Raw genomic sequence first — 17,440 nt, 5'->3', positions numbered from 1 at the left:
CTAGTTTAATTTTTGTGTGATCGTTATAATGTCATTCGTTTTTGTGTATCCAAACTTTTGGTTGCGACAAAGCAAAGAAAGGATTTCTTCCAATGTTTCACCATCGGAAAAAGTAGCCGTCATGTGGTAGTTCTGCAAATCAGCATCTTCTATACGAATGTCCGTATGAAATGCATTGGAAAGTTGCCGGACAATCTCCTGCAGAGGAATACTTTTAAAGAGCAGTGTTCCGTTTCTCCAGGCAATCTCTTCCGATGCATCCTTTTCGGTATGTAAAGTTAAGCTCTTTTTATCCTTATTGTAAATGGCACTTTCGTTAGGTGAGAGTACCAGGCGTTCTTCTTCTTTACCGATGAGGCTGACAGCAACAGAACCTTCCAGTAACGTTGTTTTAACTTGCGCATCTTCGGGATAGGCTTCGATATTGAAATGAGTACCCAAAACTTGTACTATAACCGCTTCGGCCTTCACCTTGAAAGGGTGTGCCGCATCCTTACTGACTTCGAAGTAAGCTTCACCCTGCAACTGTACTTTCCGGTCTTTTCCTCTGAACCGTTCGGGGTAAGTCAGAGTAGAGTAGCGGTTCAGTACTATTTCTGTTTGGTCGGGTAGCGTTATACTACGTGTTTCTGCCAGCGTGGATACGGTTTGCAATGGTACCGGGGCGAACATATAGTATGCCCACCATCCCAGTACGCAAAGCACGGCAACGGCGGCTGCATTCGCCATAGTGCGCAATGGAAGAATGCGGTGTTGCAGACGTGGTAACCGTTTTTCTAGAAGTATCCAACTGTTAGTTTTGGAAAATTTTCCTCTCGGCGAACGGGTGGAGGCTACGAGTTTATTGAGTATTTTTTCAAAATCTTGTTCCATGTTCTTCATCTTTCTTTTCTATAAAGACAGGTGAAATGAAAAAACTCCCTACGCTAAATCCTTTTTTTATTTGGGAAATTGCATCTTTTGCTGATTCATTCTCATTATTTATTATAGTGAAAGTCAGGTTAAGGTTATTTGGGTTGCAGGTAGACCGTGATTTGTGTTCTTTTCGCTTCCTTGTCCTGCGGGATACAGACGATACGAAACTCTGCCTTATTTTTTATTTTCTTCGGATAGATCTTCACACGCAGATTGGCAGATTTCTTTTTTGCAGGAATAATAACCTTTTTATCCTCGATGCTGAATACGACAGTTTGTCCTGGCATACTTACTCCGTTGATAAGGACTTCTCGGTCTTCTTTTTTCTTCTCTGCGGCGATAATTTTAATGTCGAACTCTTCAACATCTTTACTTTTGTCGAATGAATAATTCTTGGTAGTCTTGTTAAAGCCTACATACTCTTCGGGATAATTGGAATTGTTCTCACTGCATGCGGCAAGGATGAAGAGAATAGCTACGGTTCCCGCCATTTGTTTACAAAGTTGTTTCATACTGTTTTAATTTAGTCTAGTTTATAGTTCATAGTTAAAGACAGGGGCGGTGAAAGAACTCCCTATAGGAATAAAACTAAAATGTGTTAATGTGTGGAAGAGGGGGGAATATGTGATTATGGCTCTTGCCGGATAATACATGATCCAACAAGAGCCATACGATATAAAGGGGCTATACTTTAATTAGCTTGATTCTCAACAATATTTTGATTGCTGACAGTCTTTACATATTCTATCCGGATATTGCTCTGTTCATTCTCCTCTAACAGCATAGAACGAGGTTCCAGTACTGCAAGCTTTATTTCTGTCGCGTTGAAATTCCGTGTAAAGCGGATCATTCCTGCCTTCTGAGCTTGTGCTTCAATAGCATGCAGATAGAAATTCTCCAGACGTAATGAGTCATTTTCACCGGAGGCGGAAATGAATTCCCTTACATTGGTTGTTTTGACGTGAGATAAGTATATGTTACGGAAATGAGGGTAGCCTTTCTCCGGAGGATCTACCGGGGTGAGCATTGTTTGCCAATGTTCCGGTATTTCTTTGCCTTTATACTCTTCAGGCAGTGTGCTATAGCTGTATTTAGGATTCCAGTTAGGCTCGGTTCCAAGAACTCTGCGGTTATTTTCGGCTTCTACCCGGGTTACATAAATATTCTCGATGGTTCCGCCACGGGTTGTGGTGCTCTTTAGTTGCAATATAACCGAAGTCCCCATGGCTTTGAGGTCGTGAGCCAGTACATTGCGTATGCTGCCGGAAGTTTCGCTGCCGCATGTAATCAATCCTCCACCTTTGTGAGCGATACAATTGCGTATCACTACATTTTCTGTAGGGCGGTTCACGCGTAAACCGTCGGCATCTCTGCCTGCCTTCAGGCATATATTATCATCGTTACAGTCTATTTCACAGTTCTCTATCAAGATATTTGTGGATGAATCTATATCGATGCCATCCGTACTGGGACCACGTCCGCCAATATTGTTATTAATAATTAATCCGTCTACTGTACAGTGGTCAGAGTATAAAATCTGGCATCCCCAAAAACCGGTACGCATCAATGTGAAATTACTTAGAGTGACGTCCGAACTATTTTCAACAAGGATACCGCGGACACGCTTACAGTCGTAATCCACGATCCAGCGTAAACCTTTGGCTTCGTATTCTTTTCGCATAGCCCAGTATTTATCCCAATATATCTTACCCCGGCAATCCAGAGTCCCTTCACCGCTGACAGATGCTTTCTCTTCGCCGATGATGTTGATTACTGCTGCGGGCCATACCATCTCAATACCTGCAATGCGCGAGCGGAATTCCGGATAACAATGAATATCAGAACAGGCTATCAGGGTCACGCCTTTGCTTATTTGCAGATTAACCCCGCTTTTAACAAAGAGTGCTCCTGTCAGATAATAACCCGGTTGCAGCGTAACGGTTCCTCCTCCGGAGAGTGCGCAACTGTCTATTGCTTTTTGAATGGCATCTGTACTAAGAACTGTACTATCGGCAACAGCACCGAAGGAGTTAGCGGATACCACTGTACTACTATCCGGTAATTGCCGGCTACCTACATTCTCTGTCCAAGAGAAGTCCGGTTGTTGAGGGATTTTTCCCCATTCAAAGTTATTAGTATCAAGTCGGGGGTGTACACACGAAAAAAGAAGTGCTCCTGACAAGAGCAGGGAAAAGGTATATCTTCTTTTCATATAATTAAAGTATTGATTATTAATTGTCATCCGATCTCTATGAATCCTACTGAAAAAATCACCGCTAAAGTAGGGCATTTACATCATTTGTTATATAGAGGTATGTACAGATGCATGTAATATTTGTTTTTGTGCGCTATTCATACCCTGTCCATACCTGAGTTGTATCCGAACAGTACTTGCTCCGTACATTCTCCACTCAGAGGTACCTCTACACGGAGAAAGTACGGTGTTGGTACGGAGCAAGTGCGTTTCAAGAAAGGCTGGGAGTACTGGAATCTGATGAAAAGCACGATTTTCTATGTTTTTGTCTGTTTTTACATTGCCTCTTTTCTTATATGGTGCTAAGTTTGCGATACATTTTAATATTATTGAAAAATAGAGGATATGAGACAGCTATTCGTGATTTTGCTTGCACTGGGTATTGGGATGCCGGTAAATGCCAAACTGATAACTTTCACAAAGAAGGGGGTAATTCATTACTGCATGAGTGGACAAGACACTCTTATTGTTCAGACTGCTTTAAAAAAACACTATACTTTGTCTATTGCTCCGTACAAAGGTGATAAGGCTTGTGCTATCAGTTATACATTCGATGACGGTTTGGCAGAACAATATTCATTGGTTGCTCCTCAGTTTGAGAAAAGGGGATTCCGGGGTACATTTGCTATTAATGGTTCTAAGATTAATAGCGATGGTGGACTAACTACGGATACCACGAGGATGAGCTGGGAGCAAGTGAAAGACTTATCGGACAGAGGACATGAGATATCGAATCATGGTTGGAAACATAAGAATTTTGCCCGATTTCCGTTAGAGGAAATCAGAGAGGATATTTATAAGAACGATAGTGCCATCTTTGCCAATACAGGAGTCATGCCCCGCACTTTTGTGTATCCTAATAACAATAAGAAAGAAGAGGCTAAGAAGATTGCTGTTCAGAACCGGGTAGGTACAAGAACCAAACAACGTTCTATCGGTAGTAAATCTACTCCTCAGAACCTGGAAGCTTGGGTAAATACTTTAATAGAAACTAATGATTGGGGGGTAGGGATGACGCATGGCCTGACCTATGGTTATGATGCTTTTCGTGATCCACAACGCTTCTGGGATCATTTGGATCAAGTAAAAGCGAAGGAGGATAAAATCTGGGTTGGGACATTTCGTGAAGTGGCAGCTTATGTTGAAGAAAAGGGAGCGACTCAGTTGGATATTGTATGTGAAAAAAATCATTTAAGAATAACTCCGGAATTGACTTTGGATAAGAAGTTATTTATAGAACCGTTGACGCTGGTTATTAAAGGAAAGCAGATAAAAAAGATTTCCGTCAGACAAGATGGGAAGAAACTGCCTGTGCTACTTCATACAGATAAAGCCGTTTTTGACTTTAATCCTTATGGAGGGGTGATAGAAGTAAATCTTAAATAAGTAAAACTATAAAAAAACATGTCTGTTATGATATGTAAGGATCGGCAAACATGAAACTTTATTAAAAATGAAAGTCTTATGAGAAAAGTGGTGATGTATTTTATTTTGTTGTTTATCCTTATTGCAAGTAGTTCTTGTGTGACAACTTCCAAACCGGTTCATGTAATTATTACAGCCGGCCAGTCGAACACTGACGGGCGAACTTCAAATAAGGACTTACCAGATTATATTAAAGCATTGGCAAAAGATACTGTAGAGTATTCCGAAGGGGCATATCCTTATTGCCGGATTGCACAGAATGATCCGGACGGAAAATTCATCCCTTTTTGGCCTCGGGCTGCGCGAAGTGAGCGAAATAACTTGTGGGCCTATGATGCTGTGACCTATTATTGGCTGGAACAGTTATTAAAAGATAAATTTTATGTGATCAAATGGGCAGTTGGTGGAACCTCTATTGCTCCTAATTATGATTCTGCAAAAGGAAGATATTGGTCGGCAGATCCTGAATGGCTATCTCAAACAGAATCGACATCTAAGGGAGGAAGATCACTTTTATTGTCATTCATTCAGGAAATAGATATTTGTATTGATCAAACTCTTTCGAAGTTGGAAGAAGGGTATCAAATTGATGCTTTTCTTTGGCATCAGGGGGAGAGTGATCAGCGTAAGGGAAAAGATTATTATGACAATCTGAAAGCTGTAGTCACTTATGTACGCACACATTTAAGTCAGAAAACAGGCAAGGATTATTCGAAGCTTCCCTTTATATTCGGCACAGTTGCCAGAAGTAATAAATCCTATAGCAGTGAGGTGGAAGCAGGTATGCGCCGCTTGGCAGAGGAAGATTCAAATGCTTATCTGATAGATATGTCTGATGCAGAGTTATTGAATGACCGACTTCATTTTAATAAGAAATCGGCAGAGCATTTGGGTCGGGAAATGTATAAGCGTTTGGCTGAAATAATGTTTTAAAGGAATTCCGGAAACGTATTGATAATATAAATTAGTGGGTATGAAATTGATTTTACGGACTTTATTGTGTATTCTCGGAGTGTTGCTTTCCAATATGATTGCACATGCGCAGTTGTCGACACCCCAAGTGCTTTCATCAAACATGGTCTTGCAGCAGGGACAGAAGATTCCTGTATGGGGAACGGCCGAACCTAATGAGTCTATTTTAATTTCTTTCGGTAAACAGCGGGTGAAAGTACGTGCAAATGCTTCAGGACGCTGGATGGCCGAGTTGAAGCCGATGGCTGCCAATAAAAATCCTCAGCAAATGTCGATAAAAGGGAAAAGAACAAGTATTGTTTATGATAATATTGTTGTAGGTGAAGTTTGGTTATGTTCCGGACAGTCGAATATGGTATATAAAATGAAACTACCGGGTAATTATACCCTTCCGGCAAAAGGAGAGAATCTGGCTGCTTTGGAGCTCCGGAAACCGGCTAATGAGATGATTCGTGTCTTTGTGGTCAGGCGCGACGATAAACCGGTATCGTGGAAGGTGGCAGACGGCGAAAGTCTTGCAGAAGTTTCAGCAGTTGGTTACTTTTTCGGAAAAGCCCTTCAAGAACAGCTTGATGTACCCGTAGGTATTATAACAGCTGCCGTAAATGGATCGCGCATAGAGACTTGGACATCGAAGGAAGCGTATGAACATTCTCCGGTTTTCGGTCCGCAACTTAAAGAAGGTGAAGGTAAAATGGATGGCATGATTCCGGGTGGCCGGTATGAGACAATGGTTCTTCCTTTGATTCCCTTTGCCATTAAAGGCTGTCTTTGGTATCAGGGAGAGAGTAATTGCATGATACGTGACAGGCAATATGCTGAAAAGTATCAGGTATTGGTAGATAGTTGGAGGGAGGCTTTTAATGTTCCGGGTGCACCGTTCTATTCTGTATTATTGGCTCCGCATCTCTATTCTAATAGGATGTCTAAGGATAGGCCACCGGTTACTGCTGAAGAGTTGCCGATATTCCATCAGCAGCAGATAAAGGCGAGGAGCATGATTCCGAATACTGATTTTGTTGTGGTATCGGATCTTGTAGATAAGCTGAGGGATATTCATCCTTCTTATAAATGGAAAGTGGGAGAGCGTCTGGCACGTGTAGCTTTAGCTAAAGATTATGGCTTGGCGGAAGTGGTTTGGTCGGGTCCTTGTGCCGATAAGGCGGAAGTTGTGGCTGATTCCATAGTCGTATCTTTCGGGCATGTTGCTGATGGGCTGAAAACAAACAATAAAGGCCGCTTGGATTGGTTTGAGATTGCAGGGAAGGATGGAGTGTTCCGCCCGGCGTTGGCAGATATAAGAGGACGGAATAAAGTAGTCGTTTATCATCCTGAGATCGTGCAACCGGTACAGGTGCGTTTCGGTTGGCATGAAACGGCAATGCCAAATCTTGTAAATTCGGAAGGTTTGCCTGCGATTCCTTTTTCAAGGGTTTCTTTGTCAGGAAGGTGAAAAAATACAAATGGTATAATGGGTGTTTTATTTTTCTAACTGGAAAGATATTTTTTCCCAATAGGAGAAAAATAGTTTAGTAATAGCTGATAACAGCGCAGCCCTTTATTTGTGTAATTTGCTTGTCAATACCCCTTTGTTCCCGGATGGTGTAGCCATCTGCGCAAAAGGATGTAGCCATCTGAGGTAAAGGGTGTACCTTGGAAAAGAATGGTTATTGTGCATAAGTTGATTTTTAATTATCGTTCTTCAGAAGGCCTGTTTTAAGGGTCCGTTTTTTCATGGAAAATCATGTAAAAGTATGGAGAATAGTGCCGGAAAGCGATGGGTAGGATACCTTTTTAACCGTGCGTTTGTTTTTACATGCTTTTGTACTATTTTACATTCAATCACATAATCTATGTGGTTACATTTGCAATCTGTTTCAAGTAACGTTTTTGATTTATCAAAATTAAATTGAGAATTAAAACTATAATGTTAACTAAAAAAAAAGAATGCATGAAAAACAGAAGAAAAAGCAATCTGTTTGGTTGCCTGCATGAGTTCAGGCAATTTTTCTTCATTACATTGCTATCAGTGCTTTCCGTGAATCTCTATGCGCAGCAGAGAGGTATTCAAGGTGTTGTGGTAGATGGTAATGGAGAAACTATCATTGGAGCTAATGTTTTGTCGGAAGACGGCAAGGCTGGAGTGATTACCGACCTGGATGGTAATTTCAAATTGGATGTCCCGGTGGGTACTAACATTAAGATTTCATACATTGGTTATAAGACCAAGGTATTGAAAGCGACTGCCGGGAATATGAGGATTGTTTTATTGGAAGATTCCGAAATGCTCGCCGAAGTGGAAGTGGTAGCCTATGGCGTGCAAAAGAAAGTGACGGTGACCGGTGCGCTTTCGAGTGTGAAAACGGATGATTTGGTTCGTACACCGGTGTCTTCCGTAAACAACGTGTTGGCAGGTCAGCTTTCCGGTGTGACTACCGTACAGTATTCGGGTGAGCCGGGTTCGGATGCTGCCAAGATTTTCGTACGTGGTCAGGGTACTTGGGCAGATTCTGAACCGTTGATTCAGGTGGATGGCGTGGAACGTTCCATGGCGGACATTGACCCCGAAGACATCGAAAGCATCACTGTGCTGAAAGATGCCTCGGCGACGGCCGTATTCGGTGTGCGCGGTGCCAACGGTGTAGTATTGATTACCACCAAGCGCGGTAAGGAAGGACAGGCCAAAATTGACATCAACACCTCTTTCTCTGCGTTGACTCCGACTAGTCTCTTAGAGCAGGCAAACAGTTATGAATACGGGACTTTCTTCAACCAGATGCAGCGGAATGACTTTGACTTCTCTAGCGGTGAGACGTTCACTCCGATGTTCTCGGATGGAGTGCTTGAGAAATTCCAGGACGGCAGCGACCCCATCCGCTTTCCGAGTATGCGTTGGGTCGATTACATCATGAAAGATGTTACCATGCAATCCAAGCATAATGTCAACATCAGCGGTGGTACCAAGACCATGCGCTACTTTGTTTCTGCCGGTCTCATGACACAAGGTGGTCTGTTTACCGAATTTGATGATTTTCATTATGACTACCGCTATCAGCGTTTCAACTATCGTGCTAACCTCGACTTGGATGTGAGCAAGACTACCACTTTGTCGTTCAACCTGGCCGGTTCGGTAGACAATGCACAGAAGCCCCGTACCAGTCAGGGCGCTTCCGGCATGATTATGAGTATGCTGCAGGCCACTCCTTTCAGCAGTCCGGGTATCGTTGACGGAAAGAATATCGCCACTACCACCGATTATAGCGATGGACTGACCTTGCCTTTTACAGGAGGCGGTGCCATGAATTATTACAGCAGTGGAGGTACCGGCGGTTATTACCATTACAATAACAACAAGTTGCAGTTAGATCTTGCATTGGATCAGAAGTTGGACTTCATCACCAAAGGCCTTGCATTTAAGCTCAAAGGTTCGTATAACAATATGTTCAACGTAACCAAAGGAGGTACTGTGGGACGTGCTTCATATTTTCCTGTTATTCAAGAGGATGGCAGTATTCTTTATCGTAAAGAAGGCGAAAATACTCCCGTCAGTTACAGTGAAGATACCGGAAAGGCGCGCGACTGGTATTTTGAGGCACAGTTGAACTACAATCGCACTTTCGGTGATCATTCCGTAGGCGCATTGGTGCTCTATAACCAGAGCAAGAATTACTATCCCGGCACTTATTCGGACATTCCGCGCGGATATGTAGGTTTGGTGGGCCGTGTCACTTACGACTACAAGAGCCGTTATATAACCGAATTCAACGTAGGTTACAATGGTTCCGAAAACTTCCACCCCGACCGCCGTTTCGGTGTGTTTCCGGCAGGCTCTATCGGTTGGGTGGTCAGCGAGGAAAGCTTTTTCAAGCCCTTGAAAAAAGCCATCCCTTTCTTGAAGCTCCGTGCCTCATGGGGTTTGGTAGGTAACGACAAAGTGGGTGGCTCGCGCTTCATGTATCTGGCCGATCCCTTTCTGTATAGTGATAAGATGGGTACCCGTGGCGGTTATGCCTACAACTTCGGTGTAGAAAACTCAGTGCTGCTCCCGGCTTATTATGAGGATGTGAACAACAAGAACAACCCAGAGGTGACTTGGGAAAAGGCGTTCAAACAAAACTACGGTATCGATGTCAACTTATGGAACGACCGTCTGCGTGCTACTTTCGACTACTATAAGGAACACCGTACGGACATCCTGCTGAAAGACTACACTGCACCCGCCATCGTAGGCTTCCAGCCGCCTTACGCCAATCTGGGTGTGGTAGACAGCTGGGGATGGGAAGTTTCCTTGAACTGGAATCACAAGGTGAACGATAACTTCCGCTATTGGGCTACGCTGAACCTCTCTCACAACCAGAATGAGATTATCGAGAAAAAGGAATCTCCCTATACCAATGCTTACCAGTATGAGAAGGGACACCGGATCGGCGCGCGCTATATGTACAAATTCTTCCGTTTCTATGACGAAGACACGCCCCGTTTGTACGAAGAAAAATTCGGCCAGCCTTTCCCGAAACAGCTCGTTGACTTGAAAGACGGTGATGCCGTGTTTGTGGACTTGGACGGTAACGGCATGATCAATGAAGACGATAAGACCCGTGAGTTGGGCTATACCGACGACCCGCAATACATTGCCGGTCTGAATGCCGGTTTTGCATGGAAAGATTTCGAATTCAACATGCAGTGGACGGGTTCTTGGGACGTATCGCGTGTCATCAGCGACGTGTTCCGCTATCCGTTCCTGGACCGTACGACGAAAGACCGCGGCGGCTTGCTGAAATATCATGTTGAGAATACATGGAATCCCGACAGACCGGGGCAGGATTATGAATATCCGCGCGCCACTTGGTCCAACGGAGCTAACAACAACTATCAGGATTGCGCTCTTTATGAAAAAGATGCGAAATATCTGCGTTTGAAGACGATTATGCTTGCTTATAACATGAAACTTCCTTTCTTCAAGAAGATTGGATTGGATCGTGCCCAAGTGGCATTGAGCGGTTACAATCTGCTGACCTTTACTCCTTTCATTTGGGGTGACCCCGAAACACGTGCCAGCGCTTCGCCCTCATACCCGCTTCAACGTACTTATACCATTAGTCTGAAACTTAATTTTTAAGCAAAAATGAAACTGAATATCAAATATATCATAGGTGTGGCAGCTGTGGCTACTCTCGGAATGGTTTCTTGTACGGATGAGATAAAGTTCGGAAACGCATTTCTGGAAAAGGCTCCGGGCGGCACGGTGACTGCCGATGAGGTGTTTTCCAATCCGGAATATACCCGTAACTTCTTGGCGAGTATTTACTCTACACAGTATTACAATCTGCCCACTAATTCCACGAACGCTGCTCCGCAGTGCCAGAACTATTGGAAAGGAATGCCCGATGCGTTGGGGGATGACTTCCATCTTTTCTTCAACAATACCACAGTGTTTTCCAAATACTATGCCGGTGCGCTGAGTTCGGCTATTGATGACAAAAAGAACGGCAATATTTATCCTTATACGAACGAATTTATCTGGGAGAATGTGCGTCACAGCTGGATGCTGATTGAACGCATTAATGAAGTGCCCGACATGAGCGATGCCGAGAAAGCCCGTATAGCAGACGAAGCACGATGCCTGCTGGCTTATACTTATTTTATCGCTTTCCGTTGGTATGGCGGTCTGCCTATTATCCGCCAGTCGTTTATCGGCTCCGAAAGCAGTTACGACCTGCCCCGGCGCAGTGTGGAATCTACCGTGAACTTCATGCTGGAACTGCTGGATACAGCAATCGCCAACAAAGCATTGCCGTGGGCTTACACCGGTGCGGAAGCACAGTCGGAAACAGGCCACTGGACTTTGGCGGGTGCTATGGCGTTGAAGTGTAAGGTGCTGGCTTTCGCCGCGTCTCCTTTGTTCAATGATTTGCAACCTTATTATCAAGGCAAATATACGCTGGAAAATGAAGCTGATACCTGCGCTTGGTATGGTGGCAGCAAACCCGAACTGTGGACGAAACTGAAAGGCGCATGCGATGATTTCTTTACACAAATGAGAAGCCAGGGGCATTATCAGTTGATAAAACCGGCCGGAAATACGCAGGAGGATTACCGTTATGCCTACCGTAGCGGCTACATTCTGGAAAACAGTACTGAAATTCTGCATAGTGTCCGCCGTAGTAAAAATGCCAGTGGTAATGATTATGGCTGGTTCAATTTGGGATTTGGCTCTGCGGTAGATGGTAGCAAAACCAATGGTCGCTACGCCTATTGTCCTACGCAAGAATACGTCGAGATGTTCCCTTGGGCAGACGGTACTCCGTTCGATTGGGAAAAAGCGGAGAAAGAAGGCCGATTGGACAATATGTTCATTCAAGGCGATACCGTGAAAGGCAAACAACAGTTGCAGAATATCCGCTATACCCGCGACCCTCGTCTGTATGAAACCGCAGTGGTAAACGGTGCACGCCAAGCCGTGAACTGGGGTGACGGACGTGCCAGCGGTAATAACTGGGAAACTTGGGTAGGTGGTACTAATGCCAAACAAGATCCGAAAACCAATTCAGGGGTATATGCCACCGGTTACCGTATGCTGAAATATCTGGTAGGTAGTGTCATGAACAGGAAGTTCCCGCAGTGGAATGCCATCATGTTGAGCGACATCTACTTGACATACGCGGAGGCCATCGTGCAGACCAGAGGTAGTTTCACGGAAGCCATCGATTACGTGGATGCCGTACGTGCTCGCGTGGGTCTGAAAGGACTGGTGGAATGCAATCCCGATAAGGACCTGACATCTAACAAAGAAAATCTGCTGGCGGAAATCATGCGTGAACGTGCTTGCGAATTGGCTTTCCAAAACGAACGCTACTTCGACTTGATCCGTTATAAGCGTGCCGACTTGTTGGAACGTCCGCTTCACGGCTTGCGTATTTATCGTTTGGTGAAGAATGGTAATGATTGGGTACGTTCCGAAGAACAGTGGTACAATAAGTCTTTCAACAAAGGCTTGGAGGAAGACGATCCTAACTTCTACGAACCGTCACACTTCGACTTCGAACGCTTCCAAATCACTGACACCCGTATTTGGTGGAAAGATGGTTTTGATCCGAAGTGGTACTTACAACCGTTCCCTATTACGGAAGTGAACAAGAATTACGGTTTGGTACAGAATGCCGGATGGTAACCCCTTTAATAATGAACAATCAAAAGGTATAAAGTAAAATAATACGTTATGAATAAAAAATATATAATTGTGTTGTCGCTCTTTGCTGGTTTGTGCCTGCCGGCGACGGCACAGGAATCAAACGAAGAGCAGACCGACAAGTTTGTAGGCCAGACCATAGATGTAGGTGCCGAGCGATTGCTGACCCGTGAGGAGGCTACCGGTTCCGTGTCGGTCATTAGTTCCGAAACTACCGACCGTCGTAGTGCCAAGAATATCGGCAACTCCATTATTGGTCAGGGCAATGGCCTGATATCGTTGCAGAGCGGTGGTCGTTATGCAGATGTGAATCCTACTTTCTATATACGCGGGCTGCAAACATTGAACGGCAAGAACTCGCCGTTGGTCATGATCGACGGTATACAGCGAGACATTGTAAGCATCGCTCCCGAAGAAGTGGAAAGCGTCATCGTCCTGAAAGATGCGGCAGCAGTCGCCCTCTATGGATATAAGGGAATCAATGGAGCAATCAATATCGTGACTAAGCGCGGTAAGTACAACTCGCGCAGTGTCAAGGTGACATACGATCATTTGTTTACTTCGCTTGCCAACAAACCCAAATTCGTAGATGCCTATACGTATGGATTGGCCGTCAACGAAGCCCGTATCAACGATGGTCTGACAGGGCGTTACAGCAATCAAGAGCTCAATGCTTTGCGCGATGGAACCATGCCTTATCTCTATCCGAACGTGAACTGGGTGGATGAAACGTTCCGCGACAATGCGATGACCAATAAGTATAACATCGAATTCCGTGGTGGCGGCGAAAAATTCCGTTACTATACCATGCTGGATTTGATTTCCAACAAGGGATTTGTGAAAGAACCGGGTGCAAATGAAGGCTATTCTACACAAGACAAATACGTAAAAGGCAACTTACGCATGAACATGGACATCAACCTGACCAAGACAACCGATCTGCAGGTGAATTTGTTGGGTGTATTGCAGGAAACGTCAAGACCGGGTGCGCAGGCTGACCTTTGGGACCTGGTTTACACAGTGCCCTCTGCTGCATTCCCCATCAGGGATAAGAACGGTGTTTGGGGAGGTAGCGACACATGGGCAGGTACACAAAATCCTGTAGCACAGAGTGTCGGTGCCGCTTATTACAAAAATCATACCCGTTCGCTTTTTGCCGACATGAAGCTGACTCAGGACCTTTCCGGCCTGACAAAAGGATTGAATGCGTTCGTACGCATCAGTTATGACAATATAGCCAATATCTATGAAGACCATAGCAAAGAGTATGTCTATAGTGTCAATGCGCCTACATGGGCGGACGGTGCTTCCGAGCCTACTGTAAAGAGTGAAATTTATGGAAAGGATAGTGAAATGGGAACAGATGCGAAAACTAATGAATTTGACCGTCTACTCCATTTCGATGTGGGATTTAACTATCAGCGAACATTCGGCGACCACAGCATCTACAGCCAGTTGAAGTGGGATTACGAGAATAACGACCCGAATGGCGTCAATAACACGGTGAATCGTCAGAACATTACCTGGTGGTCGCACTATGGTTACATGAACCGTTATTTCGTTGATCTCGCTTTGGTAGAAAGTGGCAGCAGCCGTTTGGCTCCCGGTACCAAATGGGCTTTTTCGCCCACTTTGTCGGCTGCATGGGTCATCTCCAAGGAAAAGTTCATGGAAAATGTGAAATGGGTGAACTTCTTGAAATTGCGTGCATCGGCAGGTATCATCAATGTGGACAACTTACCGGGTGATGAAGTTTGGTCATACTATGCTCAGCAGTATAGCACTTCGGGAGGTACTTATCCTTTCGACAGCGGTTGGAACTCTAGTTTTGGACGTTCCTACCTCGCACGGGTGGCTACAACCAATCCGAGCCATGAAAAGGCCTATAAATACAATGTAGGTGTGGATGCGAAACTTTTCGGATGTTTGGATGTGACTCTTGACCTTTGGAAAGAACACCGTACAAACATTTGGGTGACTTCGGAAGGCAAGTACTCGGAAGTTTTCGGTATGGATCCTCCGTATGAAAATGCAGGTATCGTGGATAGTAAGGGTATAGAAGTTGGTCTTGATTATAGCAAAAAGCTCGGCCAAGTGGAATTTAATGTCGGCGGTAACTTCTCGTTGAACAAAAACGAAATCAAGGAAATGCTGGAAGAACCCCGTCAATATGCGAATCTTGTCCAGACAGGAAATCCTTACGGACAACTCTACGGATTGGAAGCTATCGGTTTCTTCAAGGATGAAGCAGACATCGCTGCAAGTCCCACACAGAATTTCTCTACGGTGAAGCCCGGTGATATAAAGTATCGCGACGTGAATGGCGACAACATCATCGATGCCAACGATAAAGTGGCTATCGGCTACAGCACCACTTGCCCGGAAATATACTACAGCCTGCATTTGGGTGCGGAGTGGAAAGGAATCGGATTCTATGCCATGTTCCAGGGGACAGGCAATTACAGTGCCGTTCTCGACACCAAGAGCATGTATTGGCCGTTGATAAACAACACTAATATCTCGCAATATGCTTACGACAATCGTTGGACACCGCAGAATCAGAATGCCAAGTTCCCGCGTCTGAGCAGCCAAAGCAATGCCAACAACTACCAGACATCGACTCTGTGGTTGGCCGACCGCTCATTTCTCAAGTTGCGCAATCTGGAAGTGTACTACAAGTTGCCCGCTTCTTGGCTGAAAAAGACGAAAATTGTAAACGCCGCTAAATTGTATGTACGTGGCATTGACCTCTTCTGTTTCGACCATATAGATGAGAACGACCCCGAAGCATATGGAATTAATCCTATGACGAAAAGCGTTGCGTTGGGTCTGAGTGTTACGTTTTAATTTTATGAACGAATTAATACATTAGAATTATGATCAATAAAATATGGAAATCTGTCTTTGTCGTGTGTGCAGCCGGATGCTTGGCTTCATGTTCTGATCAGATGAATTACAATGAGTACAACATCTTCGACAAGGACTATATAACACAGAACTTCGGTAATGTAGGTGGATTCATGACCGACATCTACAATACCGTGGACTATGACTTCGGTAACTACTCATCGGGCGCCATGCAGGCGTCTGCTACAGACGAAAGTGAGTACAGTCTTGGGGGCAATGGTATCGAGCACTTCTACAATGGAGCTTGGAGTCCTACCAATGCGAAAGCGTCAGTCTGGAGTAGCATGTATAAAGGCATCAGTACTTGCAACCACGTGATTTACGAATTGCAGGGCTTGTCATTCGATGAACTGAAGCTGAACAGCGACTATGCCGCCCAACTTCACCGTTATGAGAACTACAAGTATGAAAGCCGTTTTATGCGTGCTTACTTCTATTTCTGCTTGGTTCGCCAATATGGTGATGTGCCTTTGGTGACCAAACAAATCACGGCAGAAGAAGTCAATTCGTTAGAACGGACTTCGGCGGATGAAGTCTTTAAGTTTATCATAGATGAATGTGCGGAAATTCAATCATTGATTATCGAAGATTACAGTAATCTGGGAGAATTTTCCACAGGTACGGAAGAGACCGGTCGCGCGGACCGACTTGCCGTGCTCGCATTGAAAGCCCGTGCTGCCTTGTATTGGGCCAGCCCGCTGTTCAATCCAAGTGGTGACAAGGAACGCTATCATATGGCAGCTTTGTATGCTAAAGAGTTGCTCGATGCTGCTGATAAACGTGGCAAAGGCCTTACTGCTAACTATGCGGATTTGTGGGATGCCGGAAGTTTCAATACGCCCGGCATTATGAAGGAAATCCTCTACGGTCGCCGTTATTATAAAAGTTCATCCGGTGACAACTTAGTGGAAACCAACAATTACCCTGTGGGCATTGAGGGTGGTAAGGGGGGAAACTGTCCTACTCAGAATTTAGTCGATGCTTACGATATGCTCAATGGTAAATCGATCGGTGAAGACGGCTCGGGATATGATGAAAAAAATCCTTATCAGGATCGCGATCCGCGTCTGGCAGCTACGGTAGCTGTAAACGGTGATCAATGGCCTACTTATTCCGGTGCCGCTAAGATTGAAACATTCCAGGGAGGCATCAATGGTGAGCCTTTGACTGGCGCTACACCGACAGGATATTACCTCAAAAAACTTTGTAACGGTGCCATCTCATTGGCCAGCAACAGCAAGTTTAAGGAGTCTCGCCATACTTGGCTGACTTTCCGTCTGGGCGAAGTTTATTTGAATTATGCAGAAGCTGTATTCAAGTATCTGGGTGGCGCAGATATTACCAGCATGGAATTCCCGATGTCGGCCCGTGCTGCTGCCAGCAAGACACGCCAACGTGCCGGTATGCCGGACTTTGAACAAGGAATGGATGCCAATACATTCTGGACTAAGTTGTGTAACGAACGCTTTGTTGAACTGGCTTTCGAAGGCCATCGTTTCTGGGATGTTCGTCGTTGGAAAGAGGCTGACAAATATTTCAAGAATATTGTTGAAATGAAGCTGGTTAAGGAAGCCGATGGAAACATTACTTACATGCGCAAGAATGTATCACGCCAATGGGATGACAAGATGTATTTGTTTCCGATTCCTCAGTCAGAAAGATCGAAAAATCCAAATTTGACACAGAATCCGGGTTGGGAATAAAAGATATATTTTAAACAAAAGTTATGTAAGGTAGAGATTGAATTCAATCAAGAAAGAAGAGCGACTGTGAAGCCG

General features: G+C 44.7%; 10 protein-coding genes. 7 read left to right on the top strand and 3 right to left on the bottom strand.

What is annotated here, in order from left to right; all coding sequences use genetic code 11:
• The 3 genes from BWI44_RS13490 to BWI44_RS13480 all read right to left on the bottom strand — a co-directional run bounded on the left by BWI44_RS13490 (position 1) and on the right by BWI44_RS13480 (position 3,127).
• Positions 1-882 (bottom strand): FecR family protein, encoded by an 882-nt coding sequence (locus BWI44_RS13490; RefSeq protein WP_171032127.1) that lies wholly within the window; start codon positions 880-882, stop codon positions 1-3.
• A gap of 125 nt (positions 883-1,007) precedes the next feature.
• Complete coding sequence (locus tag BWI44_RS13485; protein WP_195208417.1) at positions 1,008-1,427, bottom strand: hypothetical protein; 420 nt, start codon at positions 1,425-1,427, stop codon at positions 1,008-1,010.
• A gap of 179 nt (positions 1,428-1,606) precedes the next feature.
• Entirely contained in the window at positions 1,607-3,127 is a 1,521-nt protein-coding gene (locus BWI44_RS13480) for a glycoside hydrolase family 28 protein (protein WP_195208416.1), read from the bottom strand.
• 387 nt (positions 3,128-3,514) lie between these two features.
• Between BWI44_RS13480 and BWI44_RS13475 the strand changes: the two genes are divergently transcribed.
• The 7 genes from BWI44_RS13475 to BWI44_RS13445 all read left to right on the top strand — a co-directional run bounded on the left by BWI44_RS13475 (position 3,515) and on the right by BWI44_RS13445 (position 17,365).
• Entirely contained in the window at positions 3,515-4,555 is a 1,041-nt protein-coding gene (locus BWI44_RS13475; RefSeq protein ID WP_195208415.1) for a polysaccharide deacetylase family protein, read from the top strand.
• A gap of 78 nt (positions 4,556-4,633) precedes the next feature.
• Positions 4,634-5,527: a sialate O-acetylesterase gene (locus BWI44_RS13470; protein WP_044533402.1), complete on the top strand. Its 894-nt coding sequence runs from the start codon at positions 4,634-4,636 to the stop codon at positions 5,525-5,527.
• A 40-nt stretch (positions 5,528-5,567) separates the two neighbouring features.
• Positions 5,568-7,019, top strand: coding sequence for a sialate O-acetylesterase (locus BWI44_RS13465; RefSeq protein WP_195208414.1), 1,452 nt, complete (start codon positions 5,568-5,570; stop codon positions 7,017-7,019).
• Positions 7,020-7,517: 498 nt separating this feature from the next.
• Complete coding sequence (locus tag BWI44_RS13460) at positions 7,518-10,685, top strand: SusC/RagA family TonB-linked outer membrane protein (RefSeq protein WP_195208413.1); 3,168 nt, start codon at positions 7,518-7,520, stop codon at positions 10,683-10,685.
• Positions 10,686-10,691: 6 nt separating this feature from the next.
• Complete coding sequence (locus BWI44_RS13455; RefSeq protein ID WP_195208412.1) at positions 10,692-12,737, top strand: RagB/SusD family nutrient uptake outer membrane protein; 2,046 nt, start codon at positions 10,692-10,694, stop codon at positions 12,735-12,737.
• A gap of 48 nt (positions 12,738-12,785) precedes the next feature.
• Positions 12,786-15,602 carry a SusC/RagA family TonB-linked outer membrane protein gene (locus BWI44_RS13450; protein ID WP_195208411.1) on the top strand — a complete coding sequence of 939 codons (2,817 nt, stop codon included), beginning with the start codon at positions 12,786-12,788 and terminating at the stop codon, positions 15,600-15,602.
• A 29-nt stretch (positions 15,603-15,631) separates the two neighbouring features.
• A complete protein-coding gene (locus BWI44_RS13445; RefSeq protein WP_195208410.1) occupies positions 15,632-17,365 on the top strand; it encodes a RagB/SusD family nutrient uptake outer membrane protein in 1,734 nt (577 codons plus the stop codon).
• Positions 17,366-17,440: the final 75 nt, after the last annotated feature.

The organism is Bacteroides sp. Phil13 (genome assembly GCF_001940965.1).
Lineage (GTDB): Bacteria > Bacteroidota > Bacteroidia > Bacteroidales > Bacteroidaceae > Bacteroides > Bacteroides intestinalis.
The sequence above is the reverse complement of the archived record's forward strand: the minus strand, read 5'-3'. Positions and strand labels throughout refer to the sequence as shown.

Bases quoted from the DNA above. Each gene is read 5' to 3' on its own strand.
- BWI44_RS13485 (WP_195208417.1), bottom strand. From the start codon at position 1,427: ATGAAACAACTTTGTAAACAAATGGCGGGAACCGTAGCTATTCTCTTC.
- BWI44_RS13475 (WP_195208415.1), top strand. From the start codon at position 3,515: ATGAGACAGCTATTCGTGATTTTGCTTGCACTGGGTATTGGGATGCCG.
- BWI44_RS13445 (WP_195208410.1), top strand. From the start codon at position 15,632: ATGATCAATAAAATATGGAAATCTGTCTTTGTCGTGTGTGCAGCCGGA.
- BWI44_RS13455 (WP_195208412.1), top strand. From the start codon at position 10,692: ATGAAACTGAATATCAAATATATCATAGGTGTGGCAGCTGTGGCTACT.
- BWI44_RS13470 (WP_044533402.1), top strand. From the start codon at position 4,634: ATGAGAAAAGTGGTGATGTATTTTATTTTGTTGTTTATCCTTATTGCA.
- BWI44_RS13450 (WP_195208411.1), top strand. From the start codon at position 12,786: ATGAATAAAAAATATATAATTGTGTTGTCGCTCTTTGCTGGTTTGTGC.
- BWI44_RS13465 (WP_195208414.1), top strand. From the start codon at position 5,568: ATGAAATTGATTTTACGGACTTTATTGTGTATTCTCGGAGTGTTGCTT.
- BWI44_RS13460 (WP_195208413.1), top strand. From the start codon at position 7,518: ATGAAAAACAGAAGAAAAAGCAATCTGTTTGGTTGCCTGCATGAGTTC.
- BWI44_RS13480 (WP_195208416.1), bottom strand. From the start codon at position 3,127: ATGAAAAGAAGATATACCTTTTCCCTGCTCTTGTCAGGAGCACTTCTT.
- BWI44_RS13490 (WP_171032127.1), bottom strand. From the start codon at position 882: ATGAAGAACATGGAACAAGATTTTGAAAAAATACTCAATAAACTCGTA.